The 18,280-nt window shown below is 66.6% G+C and carries 17 protein-coding genes; 6 read left to right on the top strand and 11 right to left on the bottom strand.

Annotated elements, in window-relative coordinates; all coding sequences use genetic code 11:
• The first annotated feature begins 45 nt into the window (after positions 1–45).
• From LXE91_RS26540 to surE, 3 genes are all read left to right on the top strand, one after another.
• Complete coding sequence (locus LXE91_RS26540; protein WP_039369722.1) at positions 46–780, top strand: AzlC family ABC transporter permease; 735 nt, start codon at positions 46–48, stop codon at positions 778–780.
• Positions 773–1,081, top strand: coding sequence for an AzlD family protein (locus LXE91_RS26535; RefSeq protein WP_011356491.1), 309 nt, complete (start codon positions 773–775; stop codon positions 1,079–1,081). The genes LXE91_RS26540 and LXE91_RS26535 overlap by 8 nt, the downstream gene beginning before the upstream one ends.
• A 180-nt stretch (positions 1,082–1,261) precedes the next feature.
• A complete protein-coding gene (gene surE, locus LXE91_RS26530; protein ID WP_039369721.1) occupies positions 1,262–2,041 on the top strand; it encodes a 5'/3'-nucleotidase SurE in 780 nt (259 codons plus the stop codon).
• Between the two features lie 168 nt (positions 2,042–2,209).
• Here surE and LXE91_RS26525 read toward each other — a convergent pair whose 3' ends face one another.
• The 8 genes from LXE91_RS26525 to LXE91_RS26490 form a co-directional block, all read right to left on the bottom strand.
• Positions 2,210–3,031 (bottom strand): SDR family NAD(P)-dependent oxidoreductase, encoded by an 822-nt coding sequence (locus LXE91_RS26525; protein ID WP_039369719.1) that lies wholly within the window; start codon positions 3,029–3,031, stop codon positions 2,210–2,212.
• Between the two features lie 14 nt (positions 3,032–3,045).
• Positions 3,046–3,186 carry a hypothetical protein gene (locus LXE91_RS26520; protein WP_157644927.1) on the bottom strand — a complete coding sequence of 47 codons (141 nt, stop codon included), beginning with the start codon at positions 3,184–3,186 and terminating at the stop codon, positions 3,046–3,048.
• Positions 3,187–3,404: 218 nt separating this feature from the next.
• Positions 3,405–6,071, bottom strand: a complete 2,667-nt coding sequence (locus LXE91_RS26515) for a GH92 family glycosyl hydrolase (protein WP_039369717.1) — start codon at positions 6,069–6,071, stop codon at positions 3,405–3,407.
• Between the two features lie 67 nt (positions 6,072–6,138).
• Positions 6,139–8,619 (bottom strand): GH92 family glycosyl hydrolase, encoded by a 2,481-nt coding sequence (locus LXE91_RS26510; RefSeq protein WP_039369715.1) that lies wholly within the window; start codon positions 8,617–8,619, stop codon positions 6,139–6,141.
• Between the two features lie 328 nt (positions 8,620–8,947).
• Positions 8,948–9,415 (bottom strand): cupin domain-containing protein, encoded by a 468-nt coding sequence (locus LXE91_RS26505; protein ID WP_039369713.1) that lies wholly within the window; start codon positions 9,413–9,415, stop codon positions 8,948–8,950.
• Between the two features lie 258 nt (positions 9,416–9,673).
• Entirely contained in the window at positions 9,674–9,814 is a 141-nt protein-coding gene (locus tag LXE91_RS26500) for a hypothetical protein (RefSeq protein WP_157644926.1), read from the bottom strand.
• 117 nt (positions 9,815–9,931) lie between these two features.
• Positions 9,932–11,284 carry a pyridoxal phosphate-dependent decarboxylase family protein gene (locus LXE91_RS26495; RefSeq protein WP_039369712.1) on the bottom strand — a complete coding sequence of 451 codons (1,353 nt, stop codon included), beginning with the start codon at positions 11,282–11,284 and terminating at the stop codon, positions 9,932–9,934.
• A gap of 20 nt (positions 11,285–11,304) precedes the next feature.
• Entirely contained in the window at positions 11,305–11,604 is a 300-nt protein-coding gene (locus LXE91_RS26490) for an ArsR/SmtB family transcription factor (RefSeq protein ID WP_039369710.1), read from the bottom strand.
• Positions 11,605–11,886: 282 nt separating this feature from the next.
• Between LXE91_RS26490 and LXE91_RS26485 the strand changes: the two genes are divergently transcribed.
• Positions 11,887–12,354 carry a UBA domain-containing protein gene (locus LXE91_RS26485; protein WP_039369707.1) on the top strand — a complete coding sequence of 156 codons (468 nt, stop codon included), beginning with the start codon at positions 11,887–11,889 and terminating at the stop codon, positions 12,352–12,354.
• A 367-nt stretch (positions 12,355–12,721) separates the two neighbouring features.
• Here LXE91_RS26485 and LXE91_RS26480 read toward each other — a convergent pair whose 3' ends face one another.
• Positions 12,722–13,609: a LysR family transcriptional regulator gene (locus tag LXE91_RS26480; RefSeq protein ID WP_039369704.1), complete on the bottom strand. Its 888-nt coding sequence runs from the start codon at positions 13,607–13,609 to the stop codon at positions 12,722–12,724.
• Positions 13,610–13,739: 130 nt separating this feature from the next.
• On the opposite strand from LXE91_RS26480, the gene LXE91_RS26475 reads away from it, so the two are divergent.
• Positions 13,740–14,777, top strand: coding sequence for an aldo/keto reductase (locus LXE91_RS26475; protein WP_039369701.1), 1,038 nt, complete (start codon positions 13,740–13,742; stop codon positions 14,775–14,777).
• Between the two features lie 33 nt (positions 14,778–14,810).
• Here LXE91_RS26475 and LXE91_RS26470 read toward each other — a convergent pair whose 3' ends face one another.
• Positions 14,811–16,475, bottom strand: coding sequence for an ABC transporter ATP-binding protein (locus tag LXE91_RS26470; protein ID WP_039369698.1), 1,665 nt, complete (start codon positions 16,473–16,475; stop codon positions 14,811–14,813).
• 354 nt (positions 16,476–16,829) lie between these two features.
• Here LXE91_RS26470 and LXE91_RS26465 point away from each other — a divergent pair, with 354 nt between their 5' ends.
• Positions 16,830–17,306: a GNAT family N-acetyltransferase gene (locus tag LXE91_RS26465; protein ID WP_039369695.1), complete on the top strand. Its 477-nt coding sequence runs from the start codon at positions 16,830–16,832 to the stop codon at positions 17,304–17,306.
• A 158-nt stretch (positions 17,307–17,464) separates the two neighbouring features.
• Here the strand turns inward: LXE91_RS26465 and LXE91_RS26460 are convergent, their stop codons facing one another.
• A complete protein-coding gene (locus tag LXE91_RS26460; protein WP_039369692.1) occupies positions 17,465–18,190 on the bottom strand; it encodes a class I SAM-dependent methyltransferase in 726 nt (241 codons plus the stop codon).
• Positions 18,191–18,280 lie beyond the last annotated feature (90 nt).

Raw genomic sequence — 18,280 nt, 5'->3', positions numbered from 1 at the left:
ATTCGAGTCAAAAAAGCAGACAATTCCTCCCCCGAAGGAGGAGTAATGAGCAGTAGCGTTTCAACGTCGTCAGGGCTTCGCGACAAGCCCGCCTATGTCGCCGAGATGGGCCGTGGATTGCGCGCGGCGCTGCCCGTCATGCTGGGTTTCGTGCCGTTCGCGCTCGTGCTGGGCGCACAGGCCGCGCAGAAAGGGCTGAGCCTGTTCGAAGTGCCGATGATGACCGGCATGAACTTCGGCGGCGGCTCCGAATTCGCGGCGATCCATCTGTGGTCGTCGCCGCCGCACATCGCGCTGATCGTCGCGATGTCGTTCCTCGTGAATTCGCGCCACATCCTGATGGGCGCCGCATTCGAGCCGTATATCCGCCGCCTGCCGCGCCGCCGCGCGTTCTTCGCGCTGTTCTTCATGTGCGACGAAAGCTGGGCGATGTCGCTCGCCGACGCCCGGGCCCGCTCGGCCACGCACATCAGCGTGCCCTATTACGCGGGCATCTGCATGGGCCTCTACCTGACGTGGATCTCGATGACCACGCTCGGCGCGGCCGTCGGCCCGACGATCGGCAACGTCGAGCAATATGGCTTCGACATGGCGTTCACGGCCGTGTTTCTGGTGCTGCTGCGCGGGATGTGGAAGGGAATGCGTGCGAGCCGCCCGTGGTTCGTGAGCCTCGTGGTCGCCGCGGCCACGCACCTGGCCGTGCCCGGCGCGTGGTACGTCGCGGCCGGCGCCTGCGCGGGGCTGATCGCCGCGCTGGTGTGGGAGCCGCGCGATGCCTGATTTCCCGGATTTCAGCACGGTCGCGACGATCGTGCTGATGGCGTCGACCACCTATCTGTCGCGCATCCTCGGCTACGTGCTGCTGCGCAACCGCACGCTGAGCCCGCGGATGGCGTCGGTGATGGAAAACGTGCCCGGCTGCGTGCTGATCTCGGTGATCGCGCCGGCCTTCGTGTCGACGCGCCCGGCCGACCTGCTCGCACTGGCCATCACGCTGATCGCGGCGACGCGCCTGTCGATCCTGCCGACTGTCATCGTCGGCGTCGTGTCGGCCGGCCTGCTGCGGCACCTGCTCGGCTGAACGACTCCGCCCCGCCGCGCACGCCGCGGCACAGCCACCGACGAACAGGCGCGCGATGCGCCCGTTTTCACATCCGCGCCCACCGCGCGACACGACGATCCTCACGCGGGAATGCTAGCCTTGAGGCTTGCGCCACGCTGCATTCCCCTCTCATTGCCCAACTCCGCGAGGATCGTCCCGATGCAAGAAAACCGCCCGCTGTTCGACCGTGTCCTGCTCACCAACGACGACGGATTCGATGCCCCCGGCCTCGACGTGCTCGAACAGGTCGCCACGCAACTGGCCCGCGAAGTGTGGATCGTCGCACCGGCGGAAGACCAGAGCGGCACGTCGCACTCGCTGAGCCTGCACGAACCGCTGCGCGTGCATCGCAAGGGCGAGCGCCGCTTCGCGGTGCGCGGCACGCCCGGCGATTGCGTCGCGATCGCGATCAGCCATCTGATGAAGGACGCACGGCCCGACATCGTGCTGTCCGGCGTGAATCGCGGCGGGAACCTCGGTACCGAAACGGTGTTTTCCGGCACGGTGGGCGCCGCGATGACGAGCATGCTGGTCGGCGTGCCGGCCATCGCGCTGAGCCAGGCCTTCACCGATCGCAACGCGGTGCCGTGGGATACGGCGCGCGCGCTTGCGCCGGACGTGATTCGCCGGCTCGTGGCCGCCGGCTGGGACAGCGACGCGTGCCTGAACGTGAATTTCCCGCCGCGGCCGGCGCAGGACGTGCGCGGACTGAAGGTGACGAACCAGGGCGCCGGTACGCTGCAGGGTGTCGAGATCGTGTCGGGGCGCGATCCGCGCGACATCGAGTATCACTGGCTGAAGCTCGCCCGCTCGCCGCGCGACGACGATGCGGATTCGGAAACGGTCGCGCTCGGTGACGGGTATGTCGCCGTCACGCCGCTGAAGTTCGAGCGCACGCACGACCAGGCGCTCGCACGGTTGCGGTCGAGCCTCGGCTGATCCACGCACGCCAGCTACGAAGCGGTCGCGGCGATCGCGCGCGTGATGCCTGCGCGCGTATGCGCGGCTGCTTCACTGCTTCACTGCTTCACTGCTTCACTGCTTCACTGCTTCACTGCTTCAACGCTTCAACGCTTCAACGCTTCAACGCTTCAACGAGACTCCGCTTCACGTCAGGTTCATTCCCCCGTCGAGCATCACGATCTCGCCCGTCACGTAATCGGACGCGACGAGCATCGCGACCGTCTGCGCGATGTCGTCCGGCGTCGCCGCACGGCGCATCGGCGCGCGCTCGCGCCAGAGCTGCTGCGCGTCGGTCCAGTCGGCCGTGAGCGGCGTATCGACGAGCCCCGGCGCAACCGCATTGACGCGGATCGCCGGCGCGAGCGTTTTCGCGAGCAGCCGCGTCGTGTGATTGAGCGCCGCCTTCGCCGCCGCATACGGAATCGACGCGCCCTTCGGCCGCACGCCCGCATGCGAGCTGACGTTCACCACGCAGCCGGCCCGCCCGTGCGACGCCGCCTCGCGCAACGCAGCCTCCGCCTCGGCGACGAGCCGGAACGGTGCGATCACGTTGATCTCGTGCATCTCGCGCCACACGTCGGGCGTCGCCGCAGCGAGGTCGTCATGCGGAATCACGCGGCTGACGCCCGCGTTGTTGACGAGCACGTCGAGCCGCCCGTGCACGGCAACCGCTTCGCGGATCAGCCGCACGCGTTCGGCGTCGTCGGCGAGGTCGGCCTGCACATAGGCCGCGCCGAGTTCGCGCGCCATCGCGCGCCCCACGTCGGCCGAGCTGCGCGAATGCAGGATCACCGCGTAGCCGTCCGCCGCGAGACGGCGCGCGATCGCCGCGCCGATCCCGGACGTCGAACCGGTGACGAGCGCGACCGGCCGATGTAGCCGCGACGCGCGCGGCTCGGCGACGGTTTCGGTTTCAGGTTCCGTTTCGGAAATCGGGGCAGATATCGGCGGGAGCGGCGCATCCATTTCGGGGAACCCTGTCAGTGGCGTTCCCGCATCATAAGCGCGACGACGCCCCGTGACACGAACGTGACGGCGGCCACCATCGGGATTGAATCGGCCAGGCCGAAGCGGTCGGCCGTCCGGTGCCGGATCCGTTCGATGCCGAGCCGGAGCAGCATGAGCGCGTTGCCGGCCGGAACGGAGGCCGTCGCCTGCTGTCGCGCCCCGCATCGCGTGCTGGCCGCCAAAGCGGGCACCGCGTCGGCGCATGGCATCCCCGCCGCGCGGCCCGAAGAGAGAGCCCCGGGCAGGGCGCTTCCTGCCTCGCGGCCGCGACCCGCACCGTCACGTGGAGGGAAGGAGAAGCGGCCCGCGTCACACGGGCCGCTTGCGGCCGCTACTTGCCGGCCAGCGCCAGCGACGGCGCGAGCGCGCTGTTCGGATCCTGCCCGTTCCAGGTGCTGACCCATGCGTCGTTCGGCGTCGCGCCCATCACGAAGTCGAGCGTGCCGCCGGCCTTCATCTCGTCGTACGTGATGTACGGCCGATGCAGCGGCGTGCCGTTCAGGCTGACCGACTGGACGTAACGATTCACCGATGACGGCGCGCCGCCGCCGGCCGTATGCGCGGTCACCCTGAAGCGCCGCGTCGCGCCGAACTTCAGGCCCTTTCCGTCCCCGCCTGCCGACGCAACCGGAATGTCGATCGTCGCTTCCTCGAACAGCGGCGTGCCGAGGTAGAACACGCCGCCCACCGGGTTCAGCGAATAGATACCGAGCGCGGACAGCACGTACCACGCGGACAACTGCCCGCAATCGTCATTGCCGGGAATCGCCGAATCGCGCACGCGGCGCGGGTCGGCCAGCGCGGCCTTCAGGCTGTCGCCGCTCAACAGCGCGCGATCGCCGGCCGTCAGCGTCAACGAGTACATGTCGTCCATCACCGTGCGCACGCGATCCTGCGTCTTCGACGGCATGCCCGCGACGTCGTACAGGTACGGCAGGTGGTTCGCCGGCTCGTTGCCGGCGAAGAACTGGCCGCTGCGGCCGGTCAGGTCCGGAAAGCCCTGGTTGTAGAGGAAGGTCAGCGGGTTCGCCGGATCGAACGTGCGATCGAGCTGCGCGATGAACTGGCTCTTGCCGCCGAGCAACGCGACGAGGCCCGGGAAGTCGTGGAAGATGTTCCACGTATCGACCCACGAATTCGATTCGGAGAAGTCCGTCTTCTCCGCCGCCGTCGGATCGAAGCCCGCCACCCAGTTGCCCTGCGAATCCTTCGGCTGCGCAAACTTCCAGCCGTTGTTCGGCACCGGGTTGAATACGTTGCGGTAGTTCTGGCTGCGTTGCAGGTAGGGCCGGTAGTCGGCCGTGCTCTTGCCCGCCGCCTTGCCGACTGCCGCCGTCGCCCAGTCGTCGAACGCGTAATCCTGCGTCGTCGACACCGACGCGTTGTCGCCGGCGTACACGTAGCCGCTCTGACGGTACTGGTCGAAGCCGTGCGCGCTCGCGCTCTGCGTGGTCGTCAGCGCGGTCCAGATGTCGTCGATGCCCGCGCTCGTCAGATGCTTCAGGTACGCATCGGCGATCAGCGGGATCGACGGGTGGCCGGCCATCGTGAAGGTTTCCGTCTGCGCGAGCGGCCACACCGGCAGCTCGCCCTTGCCGTTCTGCCTGAACTGCGTGAGCAGCGACTTCACCCAGCCGTCGACGCGCTCGGGCTGAACCAGCGTCATCAACGGCGACTCGGCGCGGAAGGTGTCCCACAGCGAGAACGTCGACGAATAGTCGAAGCCCGGATTCGCATGCTTGCTCGTGGCCGGCGGCGACGTCGTGCCGTCGTTGGTCGAATCGGTGCCGACGTAGCTGCCGTCCGCATTGTTGTAGACGGTCGGCGCGAGCATCGTGCGATACAGCGACGTGTAGAACATCGTCCGCTGGTTGGCGCTGCCGCCCTTGATCCGGATCCGGTCGAGCGCGGCGCTCCACACACGTTCGGCCGCACCGCGCACCTGTTCGAACGACTTCGCACCCACTTCCGATGCGAGATTGGCCTGCGCATCCGCGATGCTCGACGGCGAGATGCCGACCTTCACAGTGACCGCGCCGCCGCTGTCGTGGCCATCGGCGAACGTCAGGTAGGCCTTGAAGCCGTCCGCACTGAACGCGACGTGCTTCGTGTCGAACGGCTTCGAGAAACGCGCGACGAAATACGTCGGCTTGTTGTTCGCCCAGTTGTTCGTGATCTCCCAGCCGGCGATCGTCTGCGCATCGATGACCTGGATCTTGCCGCTCGCGGTCGAGCCGCCGATCGGGTTGTCGATGCTGACGATCATGCTGCGCTTCTGCGCGGCCGCGCTCGGGAAATACGTGTAGCGATGCACGCCCGCATGCGTGGTGGCCGTCATCTCCGCGAGGATCGTCGCGCCCTGCACGTTCCACGGCGTGTTGCCGCTGCCGACCGGCGCCATCTTCACGCGGTAATAACCGGGGCTCGCGGTTTCGTCGTCGTGGCTGAACGATGCGTTGTAGGTGATCGATGCATCGGCGGCGACCTTCGCCAGCGTCGCTGCATCGACCGGCGCCAGCGTCGGCAGGAACCGCACTTCGCCGCCCGAGCCGATGCCGGTGCCCGACAGGTGCGTATGCGTAAAGCCGGTGATGAACGGATCGTCGTACTGGTAGCCCGACGTGCGATCCCAGTTCCACGGCAGCGTGTGCGCACCGCCGGTCGTGTCCGGCCCGAGCTGCACCATCCCGAACGGCACGGTCGCGCCCGGGTACACGTGGCCGTGGCCGCGCACGCCGCTACTCCAGTCCGCGTTGATGTCGAGATTCGCAGTGCCGATCATCGGGTCGACGCTGTGCAGCACAGACCGTTTGGTTGCACCGCCGTTTTCGCCTTGATCGTTCCGATCACCCTGGTCGTTCTGGTTGCCTTGATCGTTCTGGCTGCCCTGCGCGTTCGACATCTGTGCGAGCACGCTCGCATCCGTCGAACCCTGATCGCCCCCGCACCCCGACAGCACGGCAAGGCACCCGATACCCACCACATGACGTAGCTTCATCCGTTCGTCCCTCCCTCTCTCCGCGTCGATCCTGCTGGCAAGAACCGCTCGTTGATCTTCTGGTCTGTTACGGCGCGCTGGCCGCCTGCGGGAACGACGGCATGGCCGATGCGTCGGTGCCCCAGGTCGCGGCGCTCGCGTCGGACGTCATCGCGTACGACAGCTTCCCGCCCTTCGCGATCTGCTCGAACGGCAGCCACGCGGCCGAGTACAGTGCGCCGTTCAGCTTCAGCGACTTCACGTAGAACGACGCGCTGTCGCCCGAGCCGGCGCCCGGCGCGACGATGTGCAGCAGGCGGTAGCTGCCGTCCTTCTGCCCGACGCGCACCGTGATCTTCTCGAACTGCGGGCTCGACAGTGCGACGCCGCTCACGCCCGGCACGACCGGATAGAGACCGAGCGCGGCCCACACGTACCAGCCCGAGATCGCCCCGAGATCGTCGTTGCCCGGCAGCCCGGCCGCGCCGGTGCCGAACTCGTTCGCGAGCGACGCATGCAGCACGCGCTGCGTATGCGACGGCGCACCGGCCCACGCATAGACCCACGGCACGGCCATCGTCACTTCGTTGCCGACGTAGAAGTACGGCTGCACGGTACCGATGTTCAGGTGCGTGAAGAACGTGTCGAGCCGCTTGACGACCGGCGCGGCGCCGCCGGCCTGCGCGACCACGCCGGCGAGATCGTGCGGCACGTACCACGTGTATTGCTCGGAGTTGCCTTCCATGAAGCCGGTGCCGTCGGTGACCCAGGCGCCGGCCGACGTCTTCGGCTGGATCGCGCCGTGGTCGAACAGGTTGTGCCAGTTGCCGCTCGACTTCAGCAGCGTGCCGGCCGTCGCCGTATCGCCGAGCGCCGTCGCGAAGCGCGACACCGCGAAATCGCGCACCGCGTATTCGAGCGTGTTCGAGGCGGTCTGGTTGTCGCCCGAGCCCGACGACGGCACGTAGCCGAGCCGGTCGTAATCCGCGCGGCTGCCCATCACCGGCGTGCCGGCGCACGCGGCGCCCGGCGCGGTGCTGCTCTTCATGATCGACAGCGCGGCCTGCGTATCGAAGTTCGTCGCGCCGAACGCATGCGCGTTCGCGACGATGATCGAGCCCGCGTCGCCCGGCATCACGGCCGTCTCGGTATTGAAGTACGCCCAGCGCGGGAACGCGCCGCACGCCTTCGCATCGAGCACGAGCGACTGCACGATGTCGCTGGTCCGCACCGGGTCGAGCAGCGCCTGCAACTGGATGAACGAACGGTCAATGTCCCAGCCGGAGAAATTCGCGTACATCGTGCGGCCTTTCTCGACCTGGCGTGTCGGCGCGGCCGCTGCGCCGCTCGACGCGTAGAAATCCGGGTACTGGCCGTTCACGTCGTTGAACACGTTCGGGTGCAGCGACGCGTGATACAGCGCGGTGTAGAACTTCGTCTTGTCGGCGTCGCTGCCGCCCGTAACCTGGATCGCGTTCAGGCGCGCATTCCACGCGGCGCTCGCGGCGCCGCGCACCTTGTCGAAACGCCAGTTCCGGCTGCCTTGCGCATCCGTTTCCGGATTCTCCGCGCGCAGGTTCGCCTTCGCATTCGCTTCGCTGACGAACGAAATGCCGAGCTTCATCATCACGTCGGGATGCTTGCGGTCGACATTGAACGTGACGGTCACCGGGCTGTTGTTCGACAGCGCCGGCTTCGCCGCGAACGGCTGGCTGAATTCCGCGTAGTAGTAGACGGGCACCGCATGCCCGGCCCAGCAGAATCCGCCGCCCGCGATCGTGCCCGACAACGCGCGGTCGCCGACCTGGCTGATCGTGTCGCTCGTCGTGCCCTGCGCACGGTTGTTCAGCACGGTCGGATCGATCGCGATCGTCGCCTGCTGGCCCTGCGCGAGTGCCGGATAGGTGAAGCGCGCGAAGCCGGTGCGCAGCGTCGTCGTCAGCTCCGCCTTGATGCCGTTGCCGAGCGTGACGCCGTAATAGCCGGCCTGCGCGGTTTCGTTCGCGTGGCTGAAGCTGGCCGGCGCGCCGGCGTCGCCAGGCGCGAGCTGCGGCATCACGTTCAGGTAGCCACCGTTCGCCCAGCAGCCGGTGCCGCTCAGGTGCAGGATGCTGAATGCGTTGATCGACGTGTCGCCGTACCAGTAGCCGCCGGAGAAACCGGAGCCGTCGCCCTTGCTGCTGTCGTATTGGGCGGTCGGTGTCATCGGGCTCCACTGCATCATCCCGAACGGCACCGTCGGCCCCGGGAACGTGCCGCCGCCGAGACCCGAGCCGACCGGGTCGGCCGGCTGGTCGGTCGCGTAGTCGGTGCCGATCAGCGGATTGACGTATTGCGCGACGCGAATGTCGGCGTTTTTCCTTGCCGCGTCGTTGCCGTTGTCGTTTTCGTTTTCGTTGCCGTTGTCGTTGTCGTTTTTGTTTTCGTTGCCGTTTTCATTGCCCTGCGGTTGCGCGGCAGCCGACATGTTCGCCGCGGCCACCGACGGCGAATCGCCATCCCCGCCGCAGGCAGACAAGACAACGCACAGCGCCAGCAGCGCCGTTCTCCACCCCCAGTTCCTCGACATCGCCTGTCTCCGTATCGTTCTTGAATCAGGATGTTGATTCGAACTACTGATCTTCTAGTCAGGATGATTTTGATGAATTCCGCTTGCCCGGTCGATCGGTCGAAAATCCCGGGTGCGTGTACTTATTTCCGTATTCGCGCACCTGGTTAAAGACGCGCCGGCATGTCGAAATACCGGCGCCCAGGACCCGATAATGGGCACAAGCGTGCCCAAATAAACGCGTTTTCTCTACCCCGTGTTTTTACGAATTTTTATTTTGTTTATCTAAACAAAATGCAATTGATTCGGCTTTTATGTGGAATGGGGGTACTGAATGCACGATTGGCCATCAAGGCTGCTTCGGCAGATCGACATAGTCTTCGAGCTCACCGGCGACATAAAGCCGCTTGCCGAGTCGCGGATACTCGCAGACGTCGTGTTCGAGCCGCTGCCCGCCCACGAGCAGCTCCAGCGGCGCATCGCCGGTGTTCTGCACCGTATGCGCTTCACCGCCGCGCGGAAAGCCCAGGAAATCGCCGGGTCCGATTGCCTCGGTGCACTCGCCGATCGTGACCGCGCCCGTGCCGGACAGCACGTACACGAACTCTTCTTCGTACAGGTGACGGTGATACTCGGCCGATTCGTGACCGGGCATCAGCGTGAGCAGGTGGACACCGAATTGCGTCAGGCCGGTCAGGTCGCTGAGTTGTCGCTTGAAGCGAACGGCATTGGGATTCAGCGAATGCACCGCGCGCGTCGGTTCCATCTTCGCGATATCGGCGGCCTTCAGCAGTTCCCGGGGGGAATGGGTCGACATGGGGGAGTTCTCTCGTTGGCGTCATGCTTCGATCGAGCGAGCCACCCAGGGCCGGCATGGCGCGCGTGCCTGCCATTGTCCGATATTTTCCCGCGCGCAAGGGCGCGGTTCGACGGAACAACGACAGGCGGTACGTCGTGATCGGGACGCACCGCCACGTTGCCCGCCCTTCATCTCTGCTTCGAACGTCGCCAGCACGCAGAGCGCGGCGAACAGGCTCCATTCCTTGACGAGCGCATGGCGCTCACGCATCACGCCTCACGGCAGCAGCATCGCGAAGAACAGTTCGAACAAACCGTTCATCTGGAACGGCGTGCCGCCGGACGACGTGATCGCCGTCGGGCCGCCCAGCAACCGCCCCCAGTACAGCAACACGTCGCCGTTTGCGGCAGTGAGCATGCCGGTCGCGGCCGCGAACCGCATCATCCGCTCCGGCTGCGGCTTCGCGATGAACGCGGTGCGCGTGAGTGAGCCTCCGCGCGCCGTTGCCGTTGCCGTTGCCGCTGCCGCTGTGGCTCAGCGCACGTGCACGCCGCGTAGCTCCGTCAGCAAGGCCACGAGACGATCGATGTGCGCATCTTCGGTGCGCCACGACGACACGCTGATCCGGAACGCCGGCCGCCCCTGCCACACCGTCGCGCCGAACCACACGTCGCCCGACGCCTGCGCGGCCGCGAGGATCGCCGCCGTTTCGTCGTCGGTGCCGGCGCGCACGAGCACCTGGTTCAGCACGACGCGGTTCAGCACGTCGTAGCCGGCGGCACGCAGGCCGTCCGCAACGCGCGCCGCCTGCGCGCAATGCCGCTCGACCATCGTGGCCACGCCGGCGCGGCCGAGCGAACGCAATGCAGCCCACACGGGAATGCCGCGCGCGCGCCGCGAGAACTCGAGGTTCAGGTTCTTCTGCGCGTCCTGCGCGCCGCTCAGGTACACGGCGTCGCTGTTCATCGCGGTCGCGAGCGCGGCCGCGTCGCGGCAGATCACCATCGCGCCGTCGTACGGCGTGTTGAGCCACTTGTGGCCGTCGGTGGTCCAGCTGTCCGCGCCGTCGATGCCGTCCGTCAGCGCGCGCTTCGACGATGCGCGGGCCCACAGGCCGAACGCGCCGTCGACGTGCACCCACGCACCGGCCGCCTTCGCGGGCGGAATCAGCGCCGCGAACGGATCGAACTCGCCTGTGTTCACTTCGCCGGCCTGCACGCAGAGGATCGTCATGTCGTCGAGCGGCGGCAACTGCGCCGGGTCGATCCGGCCGTGCACGTCGACCGGTGCGACGATGAGGCGCTTCATCCCGAAACCGAGCACGCGCAGCGCCTTCTTCACCGTGATGTGCGCCAGCTCGGAGATCACGACCTTCACTTCGGGCGCGCCGATCAGGCCATCGGCGTCGATGTCCCAGCCCTTGCGCGCGAGCAGCGCGCGCCGCGCGGCCACCAGCGCGACGAGCGTGCAGGCCGTCGCGCTCGTACCGAAACCGACCGCGCTGCCTTCGGGCAACCCGAGCACGTCGACGACCCAGCGCGCGGCCTGGCGCTCGATCGTCGCGGCCACCGGTGAATTCGCATACGACGACGCGCACTGGTCCCATGCGAGCATCAACCGCTCGGCCGCAGCCGCGACCGGCAGCGTGGCGCCGATCACGAAGCCGAAGTAGTTCGGGCCATTCGACGCGACGGTCGCAGGCGTGCCGCGCTCGTCGAGCAGGCGCAGGACGTCGTCGGCCGGGCGGCCCGTATCGGGCAGCGGCTCGTCGAACGCCGCCAGGCCGGCCAGTGCGGCCGCGTCGGGAAACGCGCGCCGCTCGTTCGTCGCGGCCAGATACGCGTGCGCGCGCCGATCGGCGTCGGCCAGCAATGCAAGTTCGTCCATGTCGGTTGCCTCGGTGAAAGTCAGAGTTGCAAAAGATCGCGGCCGAGCTGTTGCAGCGCGCCGTCGATCCGCTTGTAGTACGTGAACTTGCCGACGCGGGTGGCCTGCACGAGCCCGGCATCCGCGAGGATGCGCATGTGGCGCGTGGTCGTGGCCGGCGCGATGCCGAGCTTCTCGGTGATGTACGTGCAGCACACGCCGAGTTCGTCGAAATCGCCGTGCGGTTGCGGCGGGAAATGCTTGCGCGGCTGCTTGAGCCAGCGCATCACGGCCAGGCGGCTTTCGTTGGCCAGTGCGCTGATGCGGGTGACGTCGTCCATGAGAGTGCGGAGCTCGGTTAACGTTTCGAATATTAGCTAAATGACGAAATGTTTGCAATCGAGCGAACGCCGGTTTTAGCGGACGACGTTGTCGAGATTCGCGCTACATGGAACTTTGTTCACTCAGCGTTGGCCTCTAACGTTACTTCAAGGTTGTGGTCGAAGCTGCCCCGCCGGCTTCAGGGTTGCTCTGTGGCTCGGTTCGGCCAGTAGCGGTCGGTCGACACTGGGAAGTAGATCGTCAACAATCGAGGATGCGCGAACCTATACCCTTGAATCCACATGAACAAGCTCCCCGTGTTCAGCCTGAAAAAGATCACTGACGTTAGCGAAGCAGACTTGCGATTGCATCCAGTGTGGGGCGCATACTACGAGCCGGATGACATCGAGACGTTGGTTGCGTTGGGATATGACCGCATTGAATGTAGCCAAGCGCTCGAGGCGGTTGGTTACTCAGACTTGTATGTCTTTCCGCTTCCGACCTTAGCAAGACACGCCTCGTTCAAATACCTGTATCAAACCGTATCGGCGGTTACTAAAGGCGGCCAGTCGCTTCTGGGCTATCGCACTGGCCCCGCACTCTTTTTGCTGGCAGGAGGCAGATGCTTCTCGTTCAATCGCAATCTGGTCGATCTCTCGAAAGATCAAGCAACCGCGCTCGCGAATGCACTCGGCGACGCCAATATTTTCCCGATAACGCTTGCCTACGCTGAGTCCGCAACTATCGAGACGTTTGATCTTTACCGCTGATATATCGACTCGACAGACGCTAGACTTCGATACACCGGCGGAGCGCTTTCATCAATTCGTTGCATCGACGGGTTGAATCCGCAGTCGATGAGAGCCGGTCGGCCGTGCACGAACGGGCCAAGCTGCCCTTGAAAGTTCAAGGTTGAATGAACGGCAAAGCAGATAGTCCAACGTTGAGTGAACCGCGAATTCAACATTGAATGAGCGGGTTTGCCGGTGGACCGTGTACGGCCTGCAGGTCGAAACCAAGTTGAGTGAATCTCGACAACGACGTCGCGTGCCGGATCGTCACGCCAGCCTTCGCTGCAAGCGTGGCAAAACAAACTGCTGCAACGCTCGTCGGATCGCATGAACCCTGCCCGTTCCTTTACGCGCCTGCCAGCACCTCCACCAACCTGTCGATCAGCGCCCGCACGCGCCGCGGCTGCACCGCGTTGCCCGGATAGACGATCTGCAAATCGACGTCGCCCGGCGAGAACGCGCGCAGGACTTCCACGAGCGCACCGGACGCCAGATCCTGTTCGACGTCGACCAGCGACTTCAGCGCGACGCCGTACCCCGCGACGCACCACGCGCGCACGAGGGCGCCATCATTGGCCACCCGCCGGCCGCGCACCGTCACGCGCCGGGGTTCGCCATCGATGCTGAACGGCCATTCGGCATACAGGTTCGGCCCGAAGCGCATCACGATGCAGTCGTGCGCGGCGAGATCGTCCGGGTGCCGCGGCGTGCCATGCGCCGCGAGATACGCGGGCGACGCGCACACCACGCGCCGCGCGCGGCCGAGCGAACGGCTGCGCAGCGAGCTGTCGGCGAGCACCCCGCGGCGGATCGCGAAATCGAGCCCCTGCCCGACGACATCCACGTAGCCGTCACCCAGATGCAGATCGACCGTAACGCCCGGATGCTCGGCGAGGAACGCGTCGACGACGGGCACCACGCGCTCGCGTCCGAGATCGGCCGGCGCGCTCAGGCGCACGGGGCCCGACAGTGTCTGCACGCCGAGCCGCACGCGGCTTTCGAGCTCATCGGCCTCGGCCAGCAGGCGCCGCGCGCCGTCGACGAGCGTGCGGCCTTCGTCGGTCAGGCTGATCGCGCGTGTGGTGCGCGTGAGCAGCGCCGCGCCGTAGTGGCGCTCGAGCGCGGTCAGCCGCTCGGACACGGTGGCCGGCGACAGCCCGAACTCGCGGCCCGCCGCGGCCAGTCCGCCCTTCTCCACGATGCGCAGGAACAGCGCGAGATTGTCGAGCAGCATTATTCGCTCCTTCCGAACGATATTTTCGAAGTCTGCCCAATTATCCGAAATATCCGCAAGCGATACAGTGTGGCAACATCTGGCCACGCGGCCGCTCGTCGACACGTCGATCACCCAAAGGAAACCCGCCATGGAATACCGCACCCTCGGCCGCTCCGGCCTCAAGGTTCCCGTCCTGAGCTTCGGCGCGGGCACGTTCGGCGGCACCGGCCCGCTGTTCAGCGCATGGGGCAACACGGGTGTCGACGAAGCGCGCCGCCTGATCGACATCTGCCTCGACGCCGGCGTGAACCTGTTCGACACGGCCGACGTGTATTCGGACGGCGAATCCGAGCGCGTGCTCGGCGCCGCGATCAACGGACGTCGCGACCAGGTGCTGATCTCGACGAAGACGGGCCTGCCGACCGGCAGCGGCCCGAACGACGCAGGCACGTCGCGCGCGCGGCTGGTCCGCGCCGTCGACGACGCGCTGCGCCGCCTCGACACCGACTACATCGACCTGCTGCAACTCCACGCATTCGATGCGAGCACGCCGGTCGAGGAAGTGATGTCGACGCTCGACGATCTCGTGCGCGCCGGCAAGCTGCGCTACATCGGCGTGTCGAACTTCGCGGGGTGGCAGATCATGAAGTCGCTGGCGGTGGCCGATCGGCACGGCTGGTCGCGTTACGTGGCGAACCAGGTCTACTACTCGCTCGTCGGCCGCGACTACGAGTGGGACCTGATGCCGCTCGGCGCCGATCAGGGGCTCGGCGCACTCGTGTGGAGCCCGCTCGGCTGGGGCCGGCTCACCGGCAAGATCCGGCGCAACGCGCCGCTGCCCGAAGGCAGCCGCCTGCATGAAACGGCCAGCTTCGGGCCGCCGGTCGACGACGCGCGCCTGTACGACGTGGTCGATGCGCTCGACGCGATCGCGGAGGAAACCGGCAAGACCGTGCCGCAGATCGCGCTGAACTGGCTGCTGCAGCGCCCGACGGTATCGTCGGTGATCATCGGCGCGCGCAACGAGGAACAGCTGCGGCAGAACCTCGGCGCGGTCGGCTGGGCACTGACCGATGCGCAGGTCGCGAAGCTCGATGCGGCGAGCGCGACGCAAGCGCCTTATCCGTACTTCCCGTATCGCCGCCAGCAGGCGTTCGCGCAACTCAATCCGCCGCTGCGCGGGTGAGCGCCGACGGCCGGCGCGCACGGCCGTGCGGCGCTACGCAGGCACACGCGCGTCGCCGAGCCGCACGACCTTGTCGGCCGGCCCGATGACCGAGCGCCGATGCGTGATTGCCACGACCGTGACGTCGCGGGCCAGCAGCCGCACGTGTTCCATGATGTCGCGCTCGGTGGCTTCGTCGAGCGCGGAACTCGCTTCGTCGAGGAACAGCACGGTCGGATCGCCGTACAACGCACGGGCGATCGCGATGCGCTGGCGCTCGCCGCCTGACAGCTTCAGCCCGCGCTCGCCCACCGTCGTGCGGAAGCCGTCCGGCAGGCTCTCGATGAACGTCAGGATCGTCGCCTTCGCGGCCGCTTCCTGCAGACGCCGTGCGTCGCGCGGCCGGCCGAGCAGGATGTTGTCTTCCAGGCTCTCGTTCAGCAGCACGACATCCTGCGGCACGACGGCCACCGCGCCGTACCAGTCGGCGCGATCGATCTCCGCGAGATCGACGCCGTCGACGAGAATGCGCCCGCCGGTCGGCTCGATCGACTTCAGCGCGAGCTTGAAGACGGTGGATTTCCCCGCACCGGTCTCGCCGACGAGGAACGTAATCGCACCACGTTCAGCAACGAAGTCGACGTCGGTCACGCCGCGACCGTTGTCGTACGCATAGGCGACGCGGTCGAACACGATGCGCCCGTCCTGCGGCACGAACGCCGCCGCGTGCGACACCTGCCGCTCCTCGGGCGCCGTCCACAGCGCCGCGAACGGCACGAGCGCCGCGCGGGAGCGTGCGCACTCGTCGACCGCACGCGCGATCATTTCGAACGGCTGGTTCAGCTGCAGCAGCAACGTGTTGAACAGCACGATGTCGCCGATCGACAGCGCCCCCGCCTCATGGCGCGGCAGCAGCAGCCAGAACGTCACCGAGAACTGGATCGCAAGACCGAGACCCAGCAGCGCGAGATAGACGACGTGCTGCAGCACATACGCGCGCCAGTTGTCGCGCACGACGCGCGCTTTCTCCGAGAAACGTTCGCTCATCCAGCGATGGCTGCCGAAGTGCCGAAGCGTCTCCATCGCATTGATCGCGCCGCCGACGAAACGGGCATTCTCCTGCCCGGCCTCGATCGCACGATCGAGGAACGCGCGCGAGCGCCGCGCGGCAACGATCGCGATCGTCACCGCGACCGCGCCGTAAGCGGCGGTGATGGCCACGACCTCGACATTGATCAATGCGCCGAGCGTGACGAGCGTCAGCACGATCTGCAGCGTGCCGGGGATCAGGTCCATCAGCCCCAGTTGCACGAGCACCGACAGCGCCCGGCTGCCACGCTCGTTCGCGCTCTGGATTTCCGCGGGATTGTGCTCGACGAAGAACGCCGTGGTCTTCTTCAGGATGCGCTCGAAAAAGCGCGTGCTCGTGATGAATCCCAGATTCTGCGCGCTCATGAATGCCAGGTACTGAACCGCGCGTTGCAGCGTGCTGGAAAGGCCAAGCAGCACCGCATAGACCACGAAGCCCGCGATCAGCGCGTGGAGCACGCCGCGGTGCGACAGCGCATCGATCAAGCGCGAGAACAGGTAAGGCGCGGCAACCGCGCTCGCGCTCGACAGGATGACGACTGCCACGACCGTCAGCAACGTCAGGCGATCGGCCTGCCAATAGGCCCGCAGGACCTCGGTGAGCGGATGCGACGCACGGGTTTCGTTCATGGCAAATGAACCGGGCACGGCGCAGCCCGGATGGCGGCGATGGGCGAAAAAGTCTAACAGAGTGAAAGGCGTGGCGTGGGGGCGTTCGGGGCGGCATGGCGGCGGTATCGCACGGAAGAATGCCCACTGCCCGGGGATGCGCGGTGGCTGAACTCATCAGCCCCAAACGCAACCGACGTGATCACCGCAGGTTCTGACGGATAGCCGACATCGTGAGAATTACGCGGCCCGTGGCACCATGAAATGCCGTCATCATGGGCCTAGCCATGGAGCCGCGAACTTCCTATCGTGGAGACCTGCGACGCACCGGCCGGAACGGCGGCGCGCCCTCCTCTCCTCGAAAGGTCCGCCAACATGAACGCCAACGACACCGGACTGACCGTACGCGCGGTCACGGAAAACGACTACGACCAGTGGCTGCCGCTGTGGGACGGCTACAACCGCTTCTACGGCCGCTTCGACGACACGGCCCTGCCGCTGCGGGTCACGCAACTCACGTGGTCGCGCTTCTTCGACGGTTACGAACCCGTGCACGCGCTCGTCGCGGAGCGCGCCGGCCGGCTCGTCGGACTCGTGCATTTCCTCTATCACCGCAGCACGACGCATATCGGGCCGACCTGCTACCTGCAGGACCTGTTCACGCTCGACAGCGAGCGCGGCAAGGGCGTCGGCCGCGCGCTGATCGAAGCCGTGTACGACGCCGCGCGTGCGCATCGCGCCGAACGCGTGTACTGGCAGACACACGAGACGAACCACACGGCGATGCGGCTCTACGACACCGTCGCGGAAAAGCCAGGGGCGGTGCTCTATCGGAAGGAGTTGTCGCGCTGAGCGGAACGGCGAGAGGCGGGCATGTGCCCTCTCGTGGATTGCGCTACCCGATTGAAGGCCGTGATCCCGTTCGGGAACAGCCGTTTCGGCAAATCCGGTAGCCCCGGGGATACAAGTTCATCCTTTCGGTCGATTTGTGTGTCCTCGGGGCGACCAATTCACCCTACCGGCCGCGCCTTCATCCACAGAAACAACGGCACGCGCGCCCACTGCTTCAACTGGTCCGTATCGGCCTGGTCGGGCGGCGGCTCGCGCAGCGACACGATCGCGAACCCGGCCGCTTCCAGCGCCTCCATGTACGCCTGCAGCGGCAGCGACCAGCCCGCGAAGTGCATCGACAGCCCGTCGCGCGTTTCCACGCCGTCGAAGTGCTCACGCCCGAAATAGCTGCCCTTCAGCACGAACGGCGCATCGGGTTGCGGCCCCGCGAAGCCGCCGCGATCGCGGAACGGATGCACGAGCGAGATGAACAGCGTCCCGCCCGGCTTCAGCACGCGGCGCGCTTCATTCAACGCACGCTGCATGTCGTCGAGATCCATCAGCACGTTGTACGCCATCACGAGATCGAAGCTGGCCGCGTCGAACGGCAGCGACGCCGCATCGGCCAGCTCGTAGCGATGCGCGGAATCCGCGTGACGCGCGGCGTCGAGCATCGCGGGCACCACGTCGGTCGCGGTCACGTCGTAGCCGAGCGCCTTCAGCTCGCGGCTCACGCGGCCTTCACCGCAGCCGATTTCCAGCGCACGGCCGGTGTCGCGGCCGATATACGCCGCGAGCCCCGCGCGGTATTTCCAGAACGCGTCGTGCCCCGGCTTGCCGGCCCAGCCGATCCATTGGTCGGCGACCTGTGTCCAGTGCTCGGTGATGGCTTTCGTGTCGGTCATGTGCGGTCCCGCCCCGTGTGCGTCGTTGGCTCAGGATGCGCATGGTAAGCCGAAGCGGCCAAACGCGTGAGCGGGGTGCGCCGCGCAGCC

Source organism: Burkholderia contaminans (genome assembly GCF_029633825.1).
Taxonomy (GTDB): Bacteria; Pseudomonadota; Gammaproteobacteria; order Burkholderiales; family Burkholderiaceae; genus Burkholderia; species Burkholderia contaminans.
Note: the sequence above shows the minus strand (reverse complement) of the source record. Positions and strands in the feature narration are given on the sequence as shown.

What these genes read in the sequence shown, in the direction of transcription:
- LXE91_RS26540 (WP_039369722.1), top strand. Translation starts at nt 46, where the DNA reads ATGAGCAGTAGCGTTTCAACGTCGTCAGGGCTTCGCGACAAGCCCGCC.
- LXE91_RS26535 (WP_011356491.1), top strand. Translation starts at nt 773, where the DNA reads ATGCCTGATTTCCCGGATTTCAGCACGGTCGCGACGATCGTGCTGATG.
- surE (WP_039369721.1), top strand. Translation starts at nt 1,262, where the DNA reads ATGCAAGAAAACCGCCCGCTGTTCGACCGTGTCCTGCTCACCAACGAC.
- LXE91_RS26525 (WP_039369719.1), bottom strand. Translation starts at nt 3,031, where the DNA reads ATGGATGCGCCGCTCCCGCCGATATCTGCCCCGATTTCCGAAACGGAA.
- LXE91_RS26520 (WP_157644927.1), bottom strand. Translation starts at nt 3,186, where the DNA reads ATGCTGCTCCGGCTCGGCATCGAACGGATCCGGCACCGGACGGCCGAC.
- LXE91_RS26515 (WP_039369717.1), bottom strand. Translation starts at nt 6,071, where the DNA reads ATGAAGCTACGTCATGTGGTGGGTATCGGGTGCCTTGCCGTGCTGTCG.
- LXE91_RS26510 (WP_039369715.1), bottom strand. Translation starts at nt 8,619, where the DNA reads ATGTCGAGGAACTGGGGGTGGAGAACGGCGCTGCTGGCGCTGTGCGTT.
- LXE91_RS26505 (WP_039369713.1), bottom strand. Translation starts at nt 9,415, where the DNA reads ATGTCGACCCATTCCCCCCGGGAACTGCTGAAGGCCGCCGATATCGCG.
- LXE91_RS26500 (WP_157644926.1), bottom strand. Translation starts at nt 9,814, where the DNA reads ATGCTCACTGCCGCAAACGGCGACGTGTTGCTGTACTGGGGGCGGTTG.
- LXE91_RS26495 (WP_039369712.1), bottom strand. Translation starts at nt 11,284, where the DNA reads ATGGACGAACTTGCATTGCTGGCCGACGCCGATCGGCGCGCGCACGCG.
- LXE91_RS26490 (WP_039369710.1), bottom strand. Translation starts at nt 11,604, where the DNA reads ATGGACGACGTCACCCGCATCAGCGCACTGGCCAACGAAAGCCGCCTG.
- LXE91_RS26485 (WP_039369707.1), top strand. Translation starts at nt 11,887, where the DNA reads ATGAACAAGCTCCCCGTGTTCAGCCTGAAAAAGATCACTGACGTTAGC.
- LXE91_RS26480 (WP_039369704.1), bottom strand. Translation starts at nt 13,609, where the DNA reads ATGCTGCTCGACAATCTCGCGCTGTTCCTGCGCATCGTGGAGAAGGGC.
- LXE91_RS26475 (WP_039369701.1), top strand. Translation starts at nt 13,740, where the DNA reads ATGGAATACCGCACCCTCGGCCGCTCCGGCCTCAAGGTTCCCGTCCTG.
- LXE91_RS26470 (WP_039369698.1), bottom strand. Translation starts at nt 16,475, where the DNA reads ATGAACGAAACCCGTGCGTCGCATCCGCTCACCGAGGTCCTGCGGGCC.
- LXE91_RS26465 (WP_039369695.1), top strand. Translation starts at nt 16,830, where the DNA reads ATGAACGCCAACGACACCGGACTGACCGTACGCGCGGTCACGGAAAAC.
- LXE91_RS26460 (WP_039369692.1), bottom strand. Translation starts at nt 18,190, where the DNA reads ATGACCGACACGAAAGCCATCACCGAGCACTGGACACAGGTCGCCGAC.